Consider the following 20106-nt stretch of genomic DNA (forward strand, 5'->3'; position numbering starts at 1 on the left):
ACCCCTTACAGCTTCATCAGGCTGGCGTCGTCGACCGAGGCCGAGTGGCGGGAACGGAACAGCGACACGATGATCGCGAGTCCCACCACGACCTCCGCTGCGGCGACGACCATCGTGAAGAAGGCGATGATCTGGCCGTCGAGGTTGCCGTGCATCCGGGAGAAGGTGACGAACGCGAGGTTGCAGGCGTTGAGCATCAGCTCGATGCACATGAACACGACGATCGCGTTGCGCCGGATCAGCACGCCCGTCGCGCCGATCGCGAACAACAGGGAGGCGAGGTAGAGGTAGTTGACGGGGTTCACTTCGACGCCTCCTCGGTCCGCCGGGAGTTCCGCTCGAGGTGCGGCGGCTCGCTCTCGCCGCGCTCCAGGCGGTCCTCCGCCCGCTGTTCCAGCGCCTTGAGGTCGTTCAGCGCCTGGGCGGACACGTCACGGATCTGGCCGCGTTCCCGCAGGGTGCTGCTGACCGTGAGCTCCGACGGGGTGCCGTCGGGCAGCAGGCCCGCGATGTCCACGGCGTTGTGCCGCGCGTACACGCCGGGCGCGGGCAGCGGCGGTACGTGCCTGCCTTCGCGGACGCGCTGTTCGGCCAGCTCGCGCTGGGTCTTGGCGCGCTCGGTGCGCTCGCGGTGGGTGAGCACCATGGCGCCCACGGCGGCCGTGATCAGCAGGGCGCCGGTGATCTCGAAGGCGAAGACGTACTTGGTGAAGATGAGGGCGGCGAGGCCCTCCACGTTGCCGTTCGCGTTGGCCTCGGAGAGGCCGGTGAACTCCGTCAGGGAGGCGTTGCCGATGCCGGCGATCAGCAGGACGCCGAAGCCGAGGCCGCACACCAGGGCCAGCCAGCGCTGGCCCTTGATGGTCTCCTTCAGGGAGTCCGCCGCGGTGACGCCGACGAGCATCACCACGAACAGGAACAGCATCATGATCGCGCCGGTGTAGACGACGATCTGCACGATGCCCAGGAAGTAGGCGCCGTTGGCGAGGTAGAAGATCGCCAGGATGATCATGGTGCCGGCGAGACAGAGCGCGCTGTGGACGGCCCTCTTCATGAAGACGGTGCACAGGGCGCCGATCACCGCGACGGTGCCGAGCACCCAGAACTGGAAGGCCTCTCCGGTGGAGGTGGAGTAGGCGGCGAGCTGGTTCATGCCTCGACCTCCTCCTGGGAGGGCTTCTCGCCCTTGGAGACGGCCACCTGGCGCTCCGTGCCGGGCGCGGCCTCGGTGACCAGGCCCCGGTAGTAGTCCTGTTCGTCGGTCCCGGGGTAGATCGCGTGCGGGGTGTCGACCATGCCGTCCTCGAGACCGGCCAGCAGCTGTTCCTTGGTGTAGATCAGGTTGGCGCGGCTGGAGTCGGCGAGCTCGAACTCGTTGGTCATCGTGAGCGCGCGCGTGGGGCACGCCTCGATGCACAGGCCGCACAGGATGCAGCGGGCGTAGTTGATCTGGTACACGCGCCCGTACCGCTCGCCCGGCGAGTAGCGTTCCTCGTCGGTGTTGTCCGCGCCCTCCACGTAGATCGCGTCGGCGGGGCAGGCCCAGGCGCACAGCTCGCAGCCGACGCACTTCTCCAGGCCGTCGGGATGGCGGTTGAGCTGGTGCCGTCCGTGGAACCGCGGGGCCGTGGTCTTCTTCTGCTCCGGGTACTGCTCGGTGAGCCGCTTCTTGAACATGGCCTTGAAGGTCACGCCGAAGCCGGCCACGGGGTTCTGGAAACCGGGGGTGGTCTCCTTGGGCTCCTCAGCCATCGGACGCCTCCTTTCCATCCAGCGATCCGTCACTGACAGTGTCCGACCCACCACTGACAATCAGCTCCCGCTCCCGGCGCGGACGGCGCCGGGGCACCGCCGGAAGCTCCTGTCCGGGCAGCGGGGGCACGGGGAATCCGCCCGCCATCGGGTCGAAGCCCGCCGGTTCCGCGGGGGCCTGCGCCGCCTTCGCGCCGCCGCGGAACATGTCCACGACGAAGGAGAGCAGCAGCAGGGCCAGGACACCGCCGCCGACGTAGAGGGCGATCTGGGCGAAGTCGTAGTTCTCGTTGCGCAGGGTCCGCACGGTCGCGACGAGCATCAGCCAGGTCACCGACACCGGGATGAGGACCTTCCAGCCGAGCTTCATCAGCTGGTCGTAGCGCACGCGCGGGAGGGTGCCGCGCAGCCAGATGAAGAAGAACAGCAGCAGCTGGACCTTGATGACGAACCAGAGCATCGGCCACCAGCCGTGGTTCGCGCCCTCCCAGAAGGCGCTGATCGGCCAGGGCGCCCGCCAGCCGCCCAGGAAGAGCGTGGTGGCCACGGCCGAGACGGTCACCATGTTGACGTACTCGGCGAGCATGAACATCGCGAACTTGATCGACGAGTACTCGGTGTTGAAGCCGCCGACCAGGTCGCCCTCGGACTCCGGCATGTCGAACGGAGCGCGGTTGGTCTCGCCGACCATGGTGACGATGTACAGGATGAACGAGACCGGCAGCAGGATGATGTACCAGCGGTCCGTCTGCTGTTCGACGATCGTCGACGTCGACATCGACCCCGAGTAGAGGAACACCGAGGCGAACGCGGCACCCATGGCGATCTCGTAGGAGATCATCTGGGCGCAGGACCGCAGGCCGCCCAGCAGCGGATAGGTGGAGCCGGAGCTCCAGCCCGCGAGGACGATGCCGTAGATGCCGACCGAGGCGACCGCGAGGATGTACAGCATCGCGATCGGCAGGTCGGTGAGCTGCATCGTGGTGCGCTGGCCGAAGATCGAGATCTCGTTGTCGGCCGGACCGAAGGGGATCACGGCGATCGCCATGAAGGCCGGGATGGCCGCGACGATCGGCGCGAGGACGTACACCACCTTGTCGGCCCGCTTGACGATGATGTCTTCCTTCAGCATCAGCTTGATGCCGTCGGCGAGCGACTGGAGCATGCCCCAGGGGCCGTGCCGGTTGGGGCCGATGCGCAGCTGCATCCAGGCGACGACCTTGCGCTCCCAGACGATGGAGAACAGCACGGTCACCATCAGGAAGGCGAAGCAGAACACCGCCTTGATCACGACCAGCCACCAGGGGTCGCGGCCGAACATCGAGAGGTCCTCAGCGGCGAAGTACGGGCTCATGCCTCCACCTCCTTGGGGGCTTCGGGGGCGGGCGTCGCCGGACCGATGCGGACGAGGGAGCCGGGCTGTGCCCCGGAGTCGGAGGCGACGCCGCCGCCGGTGGAGTTCAGCGGGAGCCACACCACGCGGTCGGGCATCTCCGTGACCTGGAGGGGCAGTTCGACGACTCCGCGCGGGCCGGTCACGGCGAGGACGTCGCCGTCCTTCACCCCGGCCTCGGCGGCCGTCGCGGCCGACACGCGTGCGTGGGCCGCGTGCCGGGTCCCGGCGAGCGCCTCGTCGCCCTCCTGCAGGAGGCCCTGGTCCAGCAGCAGCCGGTGCCCGGCCAGCACGGCCTCGCCCGCGGCCGGCCTCGGCAGCACGCCGGCGGTCTCCAGCGGCTCGGTGGCGCGCGGGCCGTCCCAGCCGCCGAGCCGGTCCAGCTCCGCACGTGCGGTGCGCAGGTCCGGCAGACCGAGGTGGACGTCCATGGCGTCGGCGAGCATCTGCAGCACGCGCGCGTCGGACGGCGCCGACCTGCGGGTCATCTGGTCGGGCTTGAGCGCGGCCTCGAAGAAGCGGACCCTGCCCTCCCAGTTGAGGAAGGCGCCCGGCTTCTCCGCGACCGCGGCGACCGGCAGGACGACGTCCGCGAGCCGGGTGACCTCGCTGGGCCGCAGCTCCAGCGACACCACGAAGCCGGCCTCGGCGAGCGCCTCACGCGCGCGTGCCGGGTCGGGCAGGTCGGCGACCTCCACGCCCGCGACGAGCAGCGCCTGCAGCTCGCCGGACACGGCCGCCTCGACGATCTCACCGGTGTCCCTGCCGTGGCGGTGCGGAAGTTCGGCGAGCCCCCAGACGGCCGCGACCTCCTGCCGCGCGCGCGGGTCGGTCGCCGGACGCCCGCCCGGCAGCAGCGACGGCAGCGCACCCGCCTCGATCGCGCCCCGCTCCCCCGCCCGGCGCGGGATCCACACCAGGAAGGCTCCGGTGGCGTTGGCGGCCCGTACGGCGGCGGTCAGACCGCCGGCCACACGCGCCAGCCGCTCCCCCACGACGATCACCGCGCCCTCGCCGCGCAGCGCCTCAGCGGCCTGACCACCGGCGTCGTCCAGACCGACCCCGCCGGCGAGCGCGTCCAGCCACTCGGTCTCGGTGCCCGGAGCGGCCGGCAGGAGGGTGCCGCCCGCCTTCTCCAGGCCGCGCGTGGCGTGCGTGGCGAGCGAGAACACCTTCTGTCCGTGCTTGCGCCAGGCCTTGCGCAGCCGCAGGAAGACGCCGGGCGCCTCCTCCTCGGACTCGAACCCGACCAGCAGGACGGCGGGCGCCTTCTCCAGAGAGGTGTACGTGACACCCGTACCGTCGAGATCACGGCCCCGGCCCGCCACCCGGGCGGCGAGGAAGTCGGCCTCCTCGGTGCTGTGCACACGCGCGCGGAAGTCGATGTCGTTGGTGTCGAGCGCCACGCGCGCGAACTTGCTGTACGCGTAGGCGTCCTCGATGGTGAGCCGGCCGCCGGTCAGGACACCGGTCCTGCCGCGTGAGGCGAGCAGCCCCTGTGCGGCGATCTGCAGGGCCTCCGGCCAGGACGCCGGCTCCAGGTCGCCCTCGGCGTTGCGCACCAGAGGCGTCTCCAGGCGGTCGCGCTGCTGCGCGTACCGGAAGCCGAAGCGCCCCTTGTCGCAGATCCACTCCTCGTTGACCTCGGGGTCCGGTGCCGCGAGGCGCCGCATGACCTTGCCGCGCCGGTGGTCGGTGCGGGTGGCGCAGCCGCCGGAGCAGTGCTCGCACACCGAGTGCGAGGAGACCAGGTCGAAGGGGCGGGAGCGGAATCGGTACGCCGCCGAGGTCAGCGCGCCGACCGGGCAGATCTGGATGGTGTTGCCGGAGAAGTACGACTCGAACGGGTCGCCCTCACCGGTGCCGACCTGCTGGAGCGCGCCCCGCTCGATCAGCTCGATCATCGGGTCGCCCGCGACCTGGTTGGAGAACCGGGTGCAGCGGGCGCACAGCACGCACCGCTCACGGTCGAGCAGCACCTGCGTGGAGATCGGGACCGGCTTCTCGTAGGTCCGCTTGCGGCCGTCGAACCGGGACTCGGCCTGGCCGTGGGACATCGCCTGGTTCTGCAGGGGGCACTCGCCGCCCTTGTCGCAGACCGGGCAGTCCAGCGGGTGGTTGATGAGGAGCAGCTCCATCACACCGTGCTGGGCCTTCTCGGCGACCGGCGAGGTGAGATGGGTCTTCACCACCATCCCGTCCGTGCACGTGATCGTGCAGGAGGCCATCGGCTTGCGCTGGCCCTCGACCTCGACGATGCACTGGCGGCAGGCGCCGGCCGGGTCGAGGAGGGGGTGGTCGCAGAAGCGGGGGATCTCGATGCCGAGCTGCTCGGCGGCCCGGATGACCAGGGTGCCCTTGGGCACGCTGATCTCCGCTCCGTCGATCGTCAGCGTCACGAGATCCTCCGGCGGGACCGCCGCCTCTCCCCCTCCCGTGGGAGCGCTGGTGGTCACGGTCATGCGTTCACCTCCGGGCGGTCGGCCCAGGCCGTCGACTTCGCCGGGTCGAAGGGGCAGCCCCGGCCGGTGATGTGCTGCTCGTACTCCTCGCGGAAGTACTTGAGCGAGGAGAAGATCGGCGAGGCGGCGCCGTCGCCGAGGGCGCAGAACGACTTGCCGTTGATGTTGTCGGCGATGTCGTTCAGCTTGTCGAGGTCGGACATCACGCCCTTGCCGGCCTCGATGTCGCGCAGCAACTGCACGAGCCAGTAGGTGCCTTCGCGGCAGGGTGTGCACTTGCCGCAGGACTCGTGGGCGTAGAACTCGGTCCAGCGGGTGACGGCGCGCACCACGCACGTCGTCTCGTCGAAGCACTGGAGTGCTTTCGTGCCGAGCATGGAACCCGCGGCACCCACTCCTTCGTAGTCCAGAGGGACGTCGAGGTGCTCGTCGGTGAACATCGGGGTCGAGGAGCCGCCCGGCGTCCAGAACTTCAGGCGGTGGCCCGGTCGCATGCCGCCGCTCATCTCGAGGAGCTGACGGAGGGTGATGCCGAGCGGGGCCTCGTACTGGCCGGGGCTCGCGACGTGCCCGCTGAGCGAGTAGAGCGTGAAGCCCGGGGACTTCTCGCTGCCCATCGCCCTGAACCATTCTTTCCCGTTGTGCAGGATCGCGGGAACCGACGCGATGGACTCGACGTTGTTCACCACAGTCGGGCAGGCATAGAGGCCCGCGACAGCAGGGAAAGGAGGACGGAGCCGCGGTTGACCACGGCGGCCTTCGAGCGAGTCGAGCAGTGCGGTCTCCTCACCGCAGATGTACGCGCCGGCGCCGGCGTGCACGGTGAGTTCGAGGTCGAGTCCGCTGCCCAGGATGTTCTCGCCGAGGTAGCCCGCCGCATGGGCCTCGCGCACGGCCTCGTGCAACCGCCGCAGAACGGGGACGACCTCACCACGCAGATAGATGAAGGCATGAGACGACCTGATGGCATAACACGCGATCACAATGCCCTCGATGAGGCTATGCGGGTTCGCGAAGAGGAGCGGGATGTCCTTGCAGGTGCCCGGTTCCGACTCGTCGGCGTTGACAACTAGATAGTGCGGTTTTCCATCACCCTGGGGAATGAACTGCCATTTCATCCCTGTCGGGAATCCCGCGCCGCCGCGCCCGCGCAGACCGGAGTCCTTGACGTACGCGATCACTTCGTCCGGGGACATGGCGAGCGCCTTACGGAGCCCCTCGTACCCCTCGTGCCTTCGGTAGACGTCCAGTGACCAGGACCTCTCCTCGTCCCAGAAGGCCGACAGCACGGGTGCGAGCAGCTTCTCGGGGCTGCTGCCTTTCAGCTCGGGTGCCAAGGTCATCCCTCCCCCTCCTCGGCGGTAGGCCCTGCCGGGTGGGCCGGGTCGGAGGCCGATGTCTCCTGCGGCGCGTCATGGGAACTCAGGTGCTCGGTCGGCGACGGCTCGTGCACCTTCCTGCCCTGCGGTTCCTGTACGGCCCTGTCCTGCGGCTCGTCGTGCGGGCCGCCGTCCCGCGGATGGACCACGCGCGCGGGTGCGGCCTCTCCCCTTGCCAGGCGAAGGCCCACCAGCGACGCCGGTCCCGCACTGCCGCTCGCCTCGACGGCCCCTGGCCGCTCGTCGGGGAAGCCGGCCAGGATCCGCGCGGTGTCCTTGAAGGTGCACAGCGGCGCCCCGCGCGTGGGCAGTACGTCGCGTCCGACCCGCAGGTCGTCCACCAGGCGCTTCGCGCTCTGCACGGTCTGGTTGTCGAAGAACTCCCAGTTGACCATCACGACCGGCGCGAAGTCGCAGGCCGCGTTGCACTCGATGTGCTCCAGGGTGATCTTTCCGTCGTCGGTGGTCTCGCCGTTGCCGACGCCGAGGTACTCCTGGAGCGCCTCGAAGATGGCGTCGCCGCCCATCACCGCGCAGAGCGTGTTGGTGCAGACGCCCACCTGGTAGTCGCCGCTCGGCCGGCGGCGGTACATGGTGTAGAAGGTGGCGACCGCGGTGACCTCGGCCGTGGTAAGGCCGAGGACGTCCGCGCAGAACCGCATCCCGGTGCGCGTGACGTGGCCCTCCTCCGACTGCACGAGATGCAGCAACGGCAGGAGCGCGGAGCGGGAGTCGGGATAGCGGGCGACGATCTCGCGCGCGTCCGTCTCCAGCCGGGCCCGGACGTCGTCCGGGTAGGCGGGCGCGGGCAGTTCGGGCATGCCCAGGCTGACGCCCCGCTCGGAAGAAGAGGTGGTCACCGGTCGACGCCTCCCATCACGGGGTCGATGGACGCGACGGCGACGATGACGTCGGCGACCTGGCCGCCCTCGCACATCGCCGCCATGGCCTGCAGGTTGGTGAAGGACGGGTCCCGGAAGTGGACCCGGTAGGGGCGGGTGCCTCCGTCGGACACGACGTGCACCCCGAGTTCGCCCTTGGGCGACTCGACGGCCGCGTACGCCTGTCCGGGCGGGACGCGGAAGCCCTCGGTGACCAGCTTGAAGTGGTGGATCAGGGCCTCCATGGAGGTGCCCATGATCTTCTTGATGTGGTCGAGGGAGTTGCCGAGGCCGTCCGGTCCCAGGGCGAGCTGGGCGGGCCAGGCGATCTTCTTGTCGCCGACCATGACCGGGCCGGGCTGCAGCCGGTCCAGGCACTGTTCGACGATCCTCAGCGACTGGCGCATCTCCTCCAGGCGGATGAGGAAGCGGCCGTAGGAGTCGCAGGAGTCGGCGGTCGGGACGTCGAAGTCGTACGTCTCGTAGTCGCAGTACGGCTGGGTCTTGCGCAGGTCGTGCGGGAGGCCGGTGGAGCGCAGGATCGGTCCGGTGGCGCCGAGGGCCATGCAGCCGGCCAGGTCGAGGTAGCCGACGTCCTGCATACGGGCCTTGAAGATGGGGTTCCCGGTGGCGAGCTTGTCGTACTCGGGGAGGTTCTTCTTCATCTTCTTCACGAACTCGCGGATCTGGTCCACCGCGCCGGGCGGCAGGTCCTGGGCGAGTCCGCCCGGGCGGATGTACGCGTGGTTCATCCGCAGGCCCGTGATGAGCTCGTAGATGTCGAGGATCATCTCCCGGTCGCGGAAGCCGTAGATCATGATCGTGGTGGCGCCGAGCTCCATGCCTCCGGTGGCGATGCACACCAGGTGGGAGGACATACGGTTCAGCTCCATCAGGAGCACCCGGATGATCTTGGCGCGCTCGGGGATCTGGTCCTCGATGCCGAGGAGCTTCTCGACGGCGAGACAGTAGGCGGTCTCGTTGAAGAAGGACGTCAGGTAGTCCATGCGCGTCACGAACGTGGTGCCCTGCGTCCACGTCCGGTACTCGAGGTTCTTCTCGATGCCGGTGTGGAGGTAGCCGATGCCGCAGCGGGCCTCGGTGACCGTCTCGCCCTCGATCTCCAGGATCAGGCGGAGCACCCCGTGGGTGGAGGGGTGCTGGGGGCCCATGTTGACGACGATGCGCTCGTCGTCGGCGCGGGTCGCGGACTGGACGACCTCGTCCCAGTCACCACCGGTGACCGTGTAGACGGTGCCCTCGGTGGTCTCGCGCGCCGATGCGGCGGATGCGTGGGAAGTGCTGCTCACGAGTACGACCTCCGCTGGTCCGGAGCCGGGATCTGGGCGCCCTTGTACTCGACGGGGATGCCGCCGAGGGGGTAGTCCTTGCGCTGCGGATGGCCCTGCCAGTCGTCCGGCATCATGATCCGCGTCAGGGCCGGGTGACCGTCGAAGACGATCCCGAAGAAGTCGTAGGTCTCGCGCTCGTGCCAGTCGTTGGTCGGATAGACCGAGACCAGGGACGGGATGTGCGGCTCGGCGTCGGGAGCGCTGACCTCCAGGCGGATCAACCGGTTGTGGGTGATCGAGCGCAGGTGGTAGACGGCGTGCAGCTCGCGGCCCTTGTCGTTCGGGTAGTGGACGCCGCTCACGCCGGTGCAGAGCTCGAAGCGCAGGGCCGGGTCGTCGCGCAGGGTGCGGGCGACGCGTTGCAGATGGGCGCGCTCGATGTGGAAGGTGAGCTCGCCGCGGTCGACGACCGTCTTCTCGATCGCGTTCTCGGGGACCAGTCCCTGTTCCTCCAGGGCGCCCTCGAGTTCGTCGGCGACCTCGTCGAACCAGCCGCCGTAGGGCCGGGCGGCGGCGCCGGGAAGGCGGATGGAGCGGACCAGGCCGCCGTAGCCGGAGGTGTCGCCGCCGTTGTCGGCGCCGAACATGCCGCGCTGGACGCGGACCTCCTCGCCGCCCTGGCCGCGCTGGCCCGGGAGGTTGGAGGCGGAGAGATCCTTCTCGGGATTCGCCCCGCCCGCATGCGTGCCGTTCGCGTCGCTCACCGCAGCAGCCCCTTCATCTCGATCGTGGGCAGGGCCTTGAGCGCCGCTTCCTCCGCCTCGCGGGCCGCTTCCTCCGCGTTCACGCCCAGCTTGGAGTTCTGGATCTTGTGATGGAGCTTGAGGATCGCGTCCATCAGCATCTCGGGGCGCGGCGGGCAGCCGGGGAGGTAGATGTCGACGGGGACGATGTGGTCGACGCCCTGGACGATCGCGTAGTTGTTGAACATGCCGCCCGAGGACGCGCACACGCCCATGGAGATGACCCACTTCGGGTTCGGCATCTGGTCGTAGACCTGCCGCAGCACCGGCGCCATCTTCTGGCTCACCCGGCCGGCGACGATCATGAGGTCTGCCTGGCGGGGTGAGCCGCGGAAGACCTCCATGCCGAAGCGGGCCAGGTCGTAACGGCCGGCGCCGGTGGTCATCATCTCGATGGCGCAGCAGGCCAGGCCGAAGGTGGCGGGGAAGACGGATGCCTTGCGCACCCAGCCCGCGGCCTGTTCGACGGTGGTCAGCAGGAATCCGCTCGGCAGCTTTTCTTCGAGTCCCATGACTAAAGGCCCCTCAGTCCCATTCCAGGCCGCCGCGCCGCCAGACGTACGCGTAGGCGACGAAGACGGTGAGCACGAAGAGCAGCATCTCCACGAGCCCGAAGACACCCAGGGCGTCGAAGGTGACGGCCCAGGGGTAGAGGAAGACGATCTCGATGTCGAAGACGATGAAGAGCATCGCCGTCAGGTAGTACTTGATGGGGAAGCGCCCGCCGCCGGCCGGCGTGGGGGTCGGCTCGATTCCGCACTCGTAGGCCTCGAGCTTGGCGCGGTTGTACCGCTTCGGCCCGATCAGCGTGGCCATGACCACGGAGAAGATCGCAAAGCCTGCCCCGAGGGCTCCCAGTACGAGGATGGGCGCATACGCGTTCACCGCTCCTCGCTCCTCTCAGTCGGCACTGACTGCTGGCGATGGCATCGGACTCACATCCGCCTCATGTGCCCCACGAACCCCGGTCGTCCCGGCGAAGATCGCGAACATGTGAAGCAGGTCACAAGCCCAACTGCCTCGCATCTTATGCCCGCCGCTCTGTGATCTGCGACACGGGGTATTGCACAAGCTTTGTGATCTCCACCACCTGACGATGGATCATGAAGTCATATCAGCGATGATCTTGACACTGGAAGCGTCAGAGTGGTCACAAGAAGTGACATATGCGCTCGTCACCGCAGGCAGCGGGGGGCGTCTCTATATCAAGAGACTTCCCTTGCATGCAAATTGGCGATGGACGGCACGGCTTGATAGAGGGCCGCGTTCACACATCGGAGGGAGACCCGGTGGCGGGTGTGGACGCGTGCACGCGTTCACGAGCGGGACGAAGGTGATCTACGCGCATGACGCGGTCGTACCGGTGACCGTTCCGTGACCTCCGCCACATCGATGAGAGGCCCATGAGAACCGGGCTTGGCCAACGATCCCCACCGATGGTAGGTCGAGGGCAATTCGGACGTAACAGCGAAAGCCCATGATCACAGGCCCGAACGCCCGTGTCCACAATGTCCGTTACGGCGTCAATAAAGAGTGGCGTGAAGGGTATTTGAGGCGTGCGTTGAACAAATGTGGCGCAGGACACGTTTCTTGAAGGTATGGAGGAGCCCCTGATACCGGTTGGACTCATGTCCCACACCGCTCACATACGCAGCCACCGGAAACCCCGCCGCAGCGCGTCGACGATCGCGATGCGGGCCGGAGTCGCCAGTGGTGTCCTCGGCACGCTGGCGGTCGCCACGGCGGCCGGTTCGGCCAACGCCGCCGAGCCGGTGACCCAGACGCTCGAACTGCCCGTGTTCACGGGCGACCTGGCCGCCCAGGTGGCGCAGTCCGCCCAGGCGACGCAGCAGGCCGCCGCGAACTACCAGCTCGATGCCGAGCGTGACGCGGCCGCCGCAGCCGCGGCCAAGGAGGCCAAGAAGGACCTCGCGGCCGCCAAGAAGGCCGAGGCGAAGAAGAAGGCGGAGGAGGCCCGCAAGGCCGCCGCCGAGGCCGCCTCGCGCGGCGCCGAGCGGACCACGCTCGCCACGACGTCGGGCTCCAGCTCGACCAGCACCTCGACCGCGACCGGTTCGGCCGCGGCGGTCATCGCCTTCGTGAAGGCGCAGATCGGCGACGCCTACGTCTCCGGCGGCACCGGCCCCAACTCGTGGGACTGCTCGGGCCTCGTGCAGGCCGCCTTCAAGCAGGTCGGCGTCGACCTGCCGCGCGTCTCGCAGGACCAGTCGATGCGGGGCACCCAGGTCTCGCTGGACAATCTGCAGCCGGGCGACATCCTCTACTGGGGTGGCAGGGGCAGCGCGTACCACGTGGCGGTCTACGTCGGCGACGGCATGTTCGTCGGTGCGCAGAACCCGTCCACGGGCGTGGTCGAGCGCCCTCTGTCGTACGACCCGCCGACCGGCGCGGTGCGGGTGCTCTGACAGCACCCCGCACCACTCGCGCGTAAGGGCCGCAGCCGCTCGGGGGCAGCGGCCCTTCGCGTCGTCCTGGAACGCCGTCCGGGAACGCCGTCCGGGAACGCCGTCAGGCCTTCGGGGCCACCTTGCTCAGGCCGTTGATGATGCGGTCCATCGCGTCGCCGCCCGTGGGGTCGGTGAGGTTGGCGAGCATCTTCAGCGTGAACTTCATCAGCATCGGGTGGGTCAGACCGCGCTGGGTGGCGATCTTCATGACCTTCGGGTTGCCGATGAGCTTCACGAAGGCGCGGCCGAGCGTGTAGTAGCCGCCGTAGGTGTCGGCGAGGATCCGCGGGTAGCGCTGCAGGGCGAGTTCGCGCTGGCCGGGGGTGGCGCGGGCGTGGGCCTGGACGATGACGTCGGCCGCGATCTGCCCGGACTCCATGGCGTAGGCGATGCCCTCCCCGTTGAAGGGGTTGACCAGGCCGCCGGCGTCGCCGACGAGCAACAGGCCCTTGGTGTAGTGGGGCTTGCGGTTGAAGGCCATGGGCAGGGCCGCGCCGCGGATCGGGCCGGTCATGTTTTCGGGGGTGTAGCCCCAGTCCTCCGGCATCGACGCGCACCAGGCCTTGAGGACCTCGCGCCAGTCGAGTTCCTTGAAGGAGTCGGAGGTGTTGAGGACGCCCAGCCCCACGTTGCTCGTCCCGTCGCCCATGCCGAAGATCCAGCCGTAGCCGGGCAGGAGGCGGTCCTCGCCCGGGCCGCGGCGGTCCCACAGCTCCAGCCAGGACTCCAGGTAGTCGTCGTCGTGGCGCGGGGAGGTGAAGTAGGTGCGGACCGCGACGCCCATGGGGCGGTCCTCGCGGCGGTGCAGGCCCATCGCCAGGGACAGCCGGGTGGAGTTGCCGTCGGCGGCGACCACCAGCGGGGCGTGGAAGGTGACTTCGCGCTTGTCCTCGCCCAGCTTGGCGTGCACGCCGGTGATCCGGCCGGTGCGGTCGTCGACGATCGGGGCGCCGACGTTGCAGCGCTCGTACAGCCGGGCCCCGGCCTTCTGGGCCTGGCGGGCGAGCTGCTCGTCGAAGTCGTCGCGCTTGCGGACGAGGCCGTAGTCCGGGAAGGAGGCCAGATCCGGCCAGTCGAGCTGGAGCCGCACTCCGCCGCCGATGATCCTCAGGCCCTTGTTGCGCAGCCAGCCGGCCTCTTCGGAGATGTCGATGCCCATGGCCACGAGCTGCTTGGTGGCGCGTGGGGTGAGACCGTCGCCGCAGACCTTCTCGCGCGGGAACTCGGTCTTCTCCAGCAGGAGTACGTCGAGTCCGGCCTTGGCGAGGTAGTACGCGGTCGTGGAGCCGGCCGGCCCCGCGCCGACGACGATGACGTCGGCGGTGTTCGCGGAGAGCGACTCGGAGGCGGACTCGGGGGCGGACTCGGAGTGGGGCTCGGTCTCGACGGTCACGGCGGGATCTCCCCAAGTTCGTAATCTGCGTGCCGACCGGCACTGGACATGGGCAGTCTATTCAGCAGAATTGATCACCCGGCTGAAGGGCTGCCCCGTGAACCGAGCTCTCCCCGTCGTACGGCTGCGTGTCCCCACGGACGAGGACGCGGTCGCGTGGCACCGGGTCTTCGACCACCCGGAGGTCATGGAGTTCCACGGCCGCAGGTCCGCCGAACTCTCCGCGTACGAGGAGCTCACCGCCCGCCAGCGCCGGCACGACGCCGAGCACGGCTTCTGTCTGTGGACCATGCTGGACCGCGACGACCGGGTCATCGGCTTCACGGGCGCGCAGCCGTGGCCGTCGGACTGGGGCCCCAAGGGGGAGATCGAGATCGGGTGGCGGCTCGGGCGGGAGCACTGGGGGAAGGGGTACGTCACGGCGGCCGCGCAGATGACGCTGGAGCGGGTGCGGGCGGTGGGCGTGCCGACGGTGGTGGCCATGGTGGACGCGGGCAACGCGCGCTCGATCGCCGTCACCCGGCGCCTGGGCATGCGGCTCGCGGAGGTCTTCACGACGCCGCAGTCGGAACGGGAGGGGCACTGCTACCGGCTGGACCTCCAGCCCCGCTGACGCCGTCCCGCCCCGGCCCTGGTGACGCTGGGTAGCGAAAAGTCACGGATGGACACTCAGCGCTTCCGGACGGCACACCTGTGCGGTTACCCTTCCAGTACCGCTGGGGGTGACATCTGTGCTCATACCACCCAAAACACCCGATGTGCGTGTGCCACGGCTCGTCGGCCTGATGGCCGTGGACGCGCGCGAGACGGCCACGGCACAGGGCGTGCTGCTGGCCTCTCCGGACCGGCCCGACTTCCACCGGGCCGTCGTCGACTACGTCGTACGGCAATACCCGCCGCCCGGGGTGGAGGTGCCGCGCGGGGCCGTCGTCACCGTGTGGTTCGACTTCGCCGAGGGCGAGGGCGGTGGAGGCGCGGGCGTACGGGAGCCTCGTGTGCCAAGACCGGGCGGAGGCGGGCTGGAGCGCGAGCTGGACCGGCCCAAGGACCCCTTCGAGCCCCTCGTGCTCTGACGGAACCCGGCCGCCCCCTGAGGGAGCCCTGGCCCGCTCAGGCCTGCTTGAAGCCGCGGTGCAGGGTCACCACGCCGCCGGTGAGGTTGCGCCAGGCGACCTGGGACCAGCCGGCCTTGCGCAGCAGTTCGGCGAGCGCGGGCTGGTCGGGCCAGGCGCGGATGGACTCGGCGAGATAGACGTACGCGTCCGGGTTCGAGGAGACCGCGCGGGCCACCGGGGGCAGGGCGCGCATCAGGTACTCGGTGTAGACCGTGCGGAAGGGCGCCCAGGTCGGGTGCGAGAACTCGCAGATCACGACGCGTCCGCCGGGCCGGGTCACCCGGTACATCTCGCGCAGGGCCGCCTCGGTGTCCTGCACGTTGCGCAGGCCGAAGGAGATGGTGACGGCGTCGAAGGTGTCGTCCTTGAACGGCAGCCGCGTGGCGTCCCCGGCGGTGAACGGCAGCCAGGTGTGCTTCTTCTTGCCGACCTGGAGCATGCCGAGGGAGAAGTCGCAGGGGACGACGTAGGCCCCCGTCTGCGCGAACGGCAGGGAGGAGGTGGCCGTGCCCGCGGCGAGGTCCAGGACCTTCTGCGCCGGGCGGGCGTCGACCGCCTTCGCGACCTCCTTGCGCCATCTGCGGTCCTGACCGAGGGACAGCACGTCGTTCGTCAGGTCGTACCGTTCCGCCACGCGGTCGAACATCGAGGCGACTTCGTGGGGCTGCTTGTTCAGGGAAGCGCGGGTCACCTCGCCATTCTTGCAGCACGGCTCCGGCGGGCCGCAGCACACCCTCAGGGCAGCAGCCTCGGCCTCTTCTTCGCCGCCACGTCCTCCACCCACCCGGCCAGCAGCACGAAGAGCCCGATCAGCACCCAGCCGATGCCGAACATGAACCACTGGCTGTCCAGCGGCAGGTACGTCTCGAAGGCCGGGACGTTCCAGAACCGGTCGATCAGCGGGACGGCGAGGATCAGGGCGATCTCGTGCCAGAGGTAGATCGTGACCGCGCGCGCGTTGAAGACGGTGACGATCCGGTTCGTACGGCGCAAGCGGGTCAGCCACGCGAAGTCGATGCCGAAGTACGACTTCGCCCACATCAGCAGGAGCACACAGCCCGCCGACCAGAAGGCCTGCGCGAGGGGGTTCTCGTCGAGGTCGTAGGTGCCGAAGTCCGCCTGGTGCGCGAAGGCGTACCAGCCGCCGAAGCCGACCGCGGCGAGCGAGAGCACGACGACGAGGGCCGGCTTCAGCTTCTGGAGCACGCCGTCGCGGTGCGCGAAGCCGAGCATCCAGCAGAAGAGGTACGTCGACAGGTCCCACAGGGCGCTGCCGAAGCGGTTGTCCGGGCCCGCCCAGACGAAGTTCAGGACCAGGATCGGCGCGAGGGAGAGCGCGAGGACCGGGAGGGGGGCCAGCCGGAACGCCCTCAGCAGGAGGGGGGAGACCAGGACGAACCAGAGGTAGGTGCGCAGGTACCAGAGGATCTCCCAGGCCTGCTCGCCCCAGGCGTTGCCCGGCGGGTCGCCCAGCGGGACGACCCAGTAGACGATCTCCCAGTTCGGCATCCAGTCGTGGATCAGCATCGCCAGGACGACGAAGACGCCCCAGAACCAGAAGGGCGGAAGGAGGCGGCGGAGCCGGCTCCTGATCACCTTCGGGGCCGGGCGCTCCAGGGACTTGGCCATGAGGGTGCCGGCCAGGCCGAACATGATCCCCATGGAGGGGAAGACCATGCCGGCCCAGGCCCAGCCGAAGGTGTGATAGGTGACGACCCTGATCAGGGCCAGGGCTCTGAGCGTGTCGAAGTACCGGTCCCTGGCGGGGGCCGCGGGCTCGGTCTCCTCGGCGGCACCCGCCTCAGCGACAGCCGCCGGCCCCAGCTCCGAAGCCGGCTCCGGAACCGGCTCCGGTTCCACCACGGGCAGCGGAGCCATCGCCTCCACCGGCTGGGCGTACTCGGCGTACTGGGGCCCGTACTGAGGCCCGTACTGAGGCCCGTACTGCGGCCCGTACTGCGGCTCCTCGTAGGCGTACGGGTACTGCGGCTGCTGCCCGTGGTCGTAGCCGTAGCCGTAGCCGTACTGCTGCTGGTCGTACCCGTACGCCTGTTGCTGTTCCCAGCTCATCCGCTCACCCCTGCCGGGGTGCCGACCTCGCCGGTCCGCTTCAGTTTCTGCCAGCGGAGGCGGCCGCCGGTGAGGGCGGTGATGCAGGAGTGGATGAGGACGAGGTACATCATCTGGCGGTAGGCGAGCTGCTGGAGCGGCATCATCAGCAGGTAGCGGTACCGCTCCTTGTCCAGGTGGAAGGCGTACGCAGCGCAGCCGAGCTGGATGGCGAGGACCGCGAGCCAGGCCAGCAGGGCCGCCTGGAAGTCGACGAAGATCATCGAGTAGACGGTGAAGACGTCGATCAGCGGGGCGAAGACAGGCGTGATGATCTGGAAGAGGACCACCAGCGGCATGCCGACCCGGCCGAAGCGGCCCGAGGGGCCCTTGTCGGTCAGGGACTTGCGGTGCTTCCAGAGGGCCTGCATGGTGCCGTAGGACCAGCGGTAGCGCTGGGACCAGAGCTGCTTGAGCGAGCCGGGCGCCTCGGTCCAGGCCTTGGCGTGCTCCTGGTAGACGACCTGCCACCCCGCGCGGTGCATGGCGATGGTGATGTCGGTGTCCTCGGCGAGGGTGTCCTCGCTCATGCCGCCGACCTCCAGCACGGCGTCCCGGCGGAACGCGCCGATCGCACCGGGGATGGTGGGCATGCAGCGCAGCAGGTCGTACATCCGGCGGTCGAGGTTGAAGCCCATCACGTACTCGATGTGCTGCCAGGCGCCGATGACGGTGTTGCGGTTGCCGACCTTCGCGTTGCCGGCGACCGCGCCGACCTTCGGGTCCGCGAACGGCTGCACCAGCTGGTGCACGGCGTCCGGCTCGAAGACGGTGTCGCCGTCCATCATGATGACGATGTCGTAACTGGCGTTGCGCACACCGTTGTTGAGGGCGGCGGGCTTGCCGGCGTTCTCCTGCCGGATGACCCGGACGTTGGTCATGCCGAGTGAGGCGGCCGCGTCACGCGCGATCTCCGACGTGCCGTCCGTCGAACCGTCGTCGACCACGATGATCTCGATCGGGTGGGTGCTCTGCGCCAGCGACCGCAGGGTGTTGGCGATGCACTCCTTCTCGTTGTACGCCGGGACGATCACACTCACCGGCCGGGTGACCGTCGGCCCCCAGCTGAAGCGGCGTTTGTTGCGCAGCCGGTAGTGACGGCGGGCGAGGATGAGCATCATCCCGAACCGGCCCATGACGGCCACGCCCACGACCATCAGCCCCACCGACAGCGCCGGGACCGTCCACTCGGCCAGGGCGACCGCCCCGATCAGGGCCTTGCCCTCGTAGAGGGTGACCCCGGTGGCCTCGCGGTGGGCGGCCTGGAGGGGGTTGCGGACCGCCGCCGAACCGCCGCTCCCGGCGTTGCCGTTCCCGATGCCGTACCCGCTCCCGGTGCCCTCGCCGTTCGGCGCGCCACCGGGCTGCTGACCGTTCGCTCGCTGCCCCGCCGCGGCCCCCGCAGCGGAGCCGGACGCCTGCCGGCCCGCGGTGTTCTCGCCGCTCGCGTTCGCGCCGCCGCCGTTCTGCTCCTCCAGCACACCGCTGATGGTGGTGAAGGTGTACCCCTTCGCCTTCATCTTCTTGATGTACGTCGGCAGCGCCTTGATGGTCTGCGACCGCTCGCCGCCCGCGTCGTGGAACAGCACGGAGGCGCCCTCGTCGTCGTCCGGCGTGGCCCACTTGATGATCTTCGAGACGCCCGGCTTCTTCCAGTCGTCGCTGTCGGTGTCGACGAAGACGCTGGTGTAGCCGTCCGCGCCGAGCTCCTGGTAGACGGGCCAGCTGTAGTTGTCGATGGCGTCGGTCTCGGAGGAGTAGGGGGCGCGGAAGAGCGTGGTGGTGATGCCGGCCGCGCCCGCGAGCGCGAGCTGGGTCTGCTCCATCTCGCGGTTGACGCGGGCGTCGCTCTGGTAGGAGAGGTCGACGTGGGTGAAGGTGTGGATGCCCACCTCGTTGCCCTGCTCGACCATCGTCTTCACGATGCTCGGGTAGCGGGAGACCATCGAGCCGACCACGAAGAACGTGCCGGGTACGTCGTACTCCTCGAGGATCTCCAGGACCTTCGGCGTCCAGGTCGGGTTGGGGCCGTCGTCGAAGGTGAGCGCGATCGTCTTGTCCGGGACGGACACGGTCGTCGCCTGGCCGCCCCGGAAGGTGAGGATCGGGCCGCCGTCGAGGACCTTGTCCGGGACCTTGCTGGAGCCGGCGCCGGTGCGCACGCGCTGGTCGCCGCCGACCTCGGCGCGCAGATAACCGTCGAGCAGCATCACGCTGGTCAGCGCGAGCAGGAGCAGCAGGGCGAGGATGACGCGCGGTTTCTGCAGCGCCGCGGCCTTGCCCGCCGCCCGCTTCATACGGGTGGGGGCGCGGCGGCGCCCGCGGGAGGGTGTCGTCGTGGTCATGGCGGTGGTGGCGGTCCCGTCAGTTGGCGGAGGCGGAGGCGGACGGGGAGGCGGTGCCGGTGGGCAGCGAGGAGCGGCCGGCGCCGCCCGGCGCGCCCACCTCGTAGCCCACGCCCCCGTTGGGGCGGATGCCGCCCGTGGGGCCCTGCCGGTTCTGGCCGCCTCCGCCGAACGGCAGCAGCGAGGACGGCGTGAGCGAGGTGCCCCAGCCCATGAAGGCGGCGCCGAGGACGGTCGCGTAGGCGAGGCAGCCGACACCCAGGAGGATGCCGACGCGCCGCAGCAGCTTGGACCTGCGTCCGGAGTTGTCCACGAACACGGGGCCGTCGGCGGCGTTGCCCCCGCGTTTGCGACGGCGACCGCGAACGGCGTCATGACTATCGACGGCAGGCTCGGAAGACTCGGAATGCATTCCCCGGATATTAGGGAGTCTTTATGTGCCGGGAACCCGGAAATCCATGTGAGAGACCCATGAGAAATCCCTTAACCTGTCTCTTTCCTGAGAGTCTCTCAGAAAGCCTGCGCGGGGAGCCCTCGATGGGGGAGGGTTGAATGCCCCTCTTCGGGGGGTGATTGTCCGTTTTTGCCGTGCCGTGTCCGTGAGGCCCCTGTACGTTCACTGTCCAGAATTTGTGCGGCTTCATGTGAGACATTTTCGCTTGGAATACGTACTCCTATTTTCCCCTGAGACACAAATCACGAGAGCGGGTGCAT

Annotated in this window: 19 protein-coding genes; 3 read left to right on the forward strand and 16 right to left on the reverse strand. The window is 69.2% G+C overall.

Features of this window, described 5'->3' with window-relative positions; translation table 11 throughout:
* Positions 1-5: 5 nt before the first annotated feature.
* Genes nuoK through OG852_RS20390 form a run of 11 tightly spaced genes read right to left on the reverse strand, consistent with a single transcriptional unit; the run spans position 6 to position 10847 of the window.
* The gene (gene nuoK / locus OG852_RS20340) at positions 6-305 is read right to left on the reverse strand and encodes an NADH-quinone oxidoreductase subunit NuoK (protein ID WP_133914782.1); all 300 of its coding nucleotides are present in this window, start codon (positions 303-305) and stop codon (positions 6-8) included.
* Positions 302-1153 (reverse strand): NADH-quinone oxidoreductase subunit J, encoded by an 852-nt coding sequence (locus OG852_RS20345; RefSeq protein ID WP_330348613.1) that lies wholly within the window; start codon positions 1151-1153, stop codon positions 302-304. The genes nuoK and OG852_RS20345 overlap by 4 nt, the downstream gene beginning before the upstream one ends.
* Positions 1150-1752 carry an NADH-quinone oxidoreductase subunit NuoI gene (gene nuoI, locus OG852_RS20350; protein ID WP_330348614.1) on the reverse strand — a complete coding sequence of 201 codons (603 nt, stop codon included), beginning with the start codon at positions 1750-1752 and terminating at the stop codon, positions 1150-1152. Before nuoI ends, OG852_RS20345 begins: the two co-directional genes overlap by 4 nt.
* Positions 1745-3106, reverse strand: coding sequence for an NADH-quinone oxidoreductase subunit NuoH (nuoH, locus tag OG852_RS20355; protein ID WP_330348615.1), 1362 nt, complete (start codon positions 3104-3106; stop codon positions 1745-1747). The genes nuoI and nuoH overlap by 8 nt, the downstream gene beginning before the upstream one ends.
* A complete protein-coding gene (locus OG852_RS20360; RefSeq protein ID WP_133914778.1) occupies positions 3103-5607 on the reverse strand; it encodes an NADH-quinone oxidoreductase subunit G in 2505 nt (834 codons plus the stop codon). Before OG852_RS20360 ends, nuoH begins: the two co-directional genes overlap by 4 nt.
* Positions 5604-6950 (reverse strand): NADH-quinone oxidoreductase subunit NuoF, encoded by a 1347-nt coding sequence (gene nuoF, locus OG852_RS20365; protein ID WP_133914777.1) that lies wholly within the window; start codon positions 6948-6950, stop codon positions 5604-5606. The genes OG852_RS20360 and nuoF overlap by 4 nt, the downstream gene beginning before the upstream one ends.
* Positions 6947-7846: an NADH-quinone oxidoreductase subunit NuoE gene (gene nuoE, locus OG852_RS20370; RefSeq protein WP_133914776.1), complete on the reverse strand. Its 900-nt coding sequence runs from the start codon at positions 7844-7846 to the stop codon at positions 6947-6949. The genes nuoF and nuoE overlap by 4 nt, the downstream gene beginning before the upstream one ends.
* Positions 7843-9177 carry an NADH-quinone oxidoreductase subunit D gene (locus OG852_RS20375; RefSeq protein WP_133914775.1) on the reverse strand — a complete coding sequence of 445 codons (1335 nt, stop codon included), beginning with the start codon at positions 9175-9177 and terminating at the stop codon, positions 7843-7845. The genes nuoE and OG852_RS20375 overlap by 4 nt, the downstream gene beginning before the upstream one ends.
* Positions 9174-9923: an NADH-quinone oxidoreductase subunit C gene (locus OG852_RS20380; protein WP_133914774.1), complete on the reverse strand. Its 750-nt coding sequence runs from the start codon at positions 9921-9923 to the stop codon at positions 9174-9176. Before OG852_RS20380 ends, OG852_RS20375 begins: the two co-directional genes overlap by 4 nt.
* Complete coding sequence (locus OG852_RS20385; protein WP_055635348.1) at positions 9920-10474, reverse strand: NuoB/complex I 20 kDa subunit family protein; 555 nt, start codon at positions 10472-10474, stop codon at positions 9920-9922. Before OG852_RS20385 ends, OG852_RS20380 begins: the two co-directional genes overlap by 4 nt.
* Positions 10475-10487: 13 nt before the next feature.
* Positions 10488-10847 (reverse strand): NADH-quinone oxidoreductase subunit A, encoded by a 360-nt coding sequence (locus OG852_RS20390; protein WP_007383963.1) that lies wholly within the window; start codon positions 10845-10847, stop codon positions 10488-10490.
* Positions 10848-11590: 743 nt separating this feature from the next.
* On the opposite strand from OG852_RS20390, the gene OG852_RS20395 reads away from it, so the two are divergent.
* Positions 11591-12388: a C40 family peptidase gene (locus tag OG852_RS20395; protein ID WP_133914773.1), complete on the forward strand. Its 798-nt coding sequence runs from the start codon at positions 11591-11593 to the stop codon at positions 12386-12388.
* 103 nt (positions 12389-12491) lie between these two features.
* On the opposite strand, the gene OG852_RS20400 is transcribed toward OG852_RS20395, so the two are convergent.
* Positions 12492-13823, reverse strand: a complete 1332-nt coding sequence (locus OG852_RS20400; protein WP_133914772.1) for a geranylgeranyl reductase family protein — start codon at positions 13821-13823, stop codon at positions 12492-12494.
* A 97-nt stretch (positions 13824-13920) separates the two neighbouring features.
* On the opposite strand from OG852_RS20400, the gene OG852_RS20405 reads away from it, so the two are divergent.
* Positions 13921-14436, forward strand: a complete 516-nt coding sequence (locus OG852_RS20405; protein WP_330348616.1) for a GNAT family N-acetyltransferase — start codon at positions 13921-13923, stop codon at positions 14434-14436.
* A gap of 145 nt (positions 14437-14581) precedes the next feature.
* Positions 14582-14896 carry a PASTA domain-containing protein gene (locus OG852_RS20410; RefSeq protein WP_330348617.1) on the forward strand — a complete coding sequence of 105 codons (315 nt, stop codon included), beginning with the start codon at positions 14582-14584 and terminating at the stop codon, positions 14894-14896.
* 37 nt (positions 14897-14933) lie between these two features.
* On the opposite strand, the gene OG852_RS20415 is transcribed toward OG852_RS20410, so the two are convergent.
* From OG852_RS20415 to OG852_RS20430, 4 genes are read right to left on the reverse strand one after another with little or no spacing between them, the layout of a single operon-like run.
* Entirely contained in the window at positions 14934-15629 is a 696-nt protein-coding gene (locus OG852_RS20415) for a demethylmenaquinone methyltransferase (protein WP_133914769.1), read from the reverse strand.
* A gap of 44 nt (positions 15630-15673) precedes the next feature.
* The gene (locus OG852_RS20420) at positions 15674-17008 is read right to left on the reverse strand and encodes an acyltransferase family protein (RefSeq protein WP_330348618.1); all 1335 of its coding nucleotides are present in this window, start codon (positions 17006-17008) and stop codon (positions 15674-15676) included.
* Positions 17005-19392 carry a bifunctional polysaccharide deacetylase/glycosyltransferase family 2 protein gene (locus OG852_RS20425; protein WP_330348619.1) on the reverse strand — a complete coding sequence of 796 codons (2388 nt, stop codon included), beginning with the start codon at positions 19390-19392 and terminating at the stop codon, positions 17005-17007. Before OG852_RS20425 ends, OG852_RS20420 begins: the two co-directional genes overlap by 4 nt.
* Before the next feature lie 19 nt (positions 19393-19411).
* Positions 19412-19804 carry a hypothetical protein gene (locus OG852_RS20430; protein WP_133914767.1) on the reverse strand — a complete coding sequence of 131 codons (393 nt, stop codon included), beginning with the start codon at positions 19802-19804 and terminating at the stop codon, positions 19412-19414.
* Positions 19805-20106 lie beyond the last annotated feature (302 nt).

Source organism: Streptomyces sp. NBC_00582, from assembly GCF_036345155.1.
GTDB lineage: Bacteria > Actinomycetota > Actinomycetes > Streptomycetales > Streptomycetaceae > Streptomyces.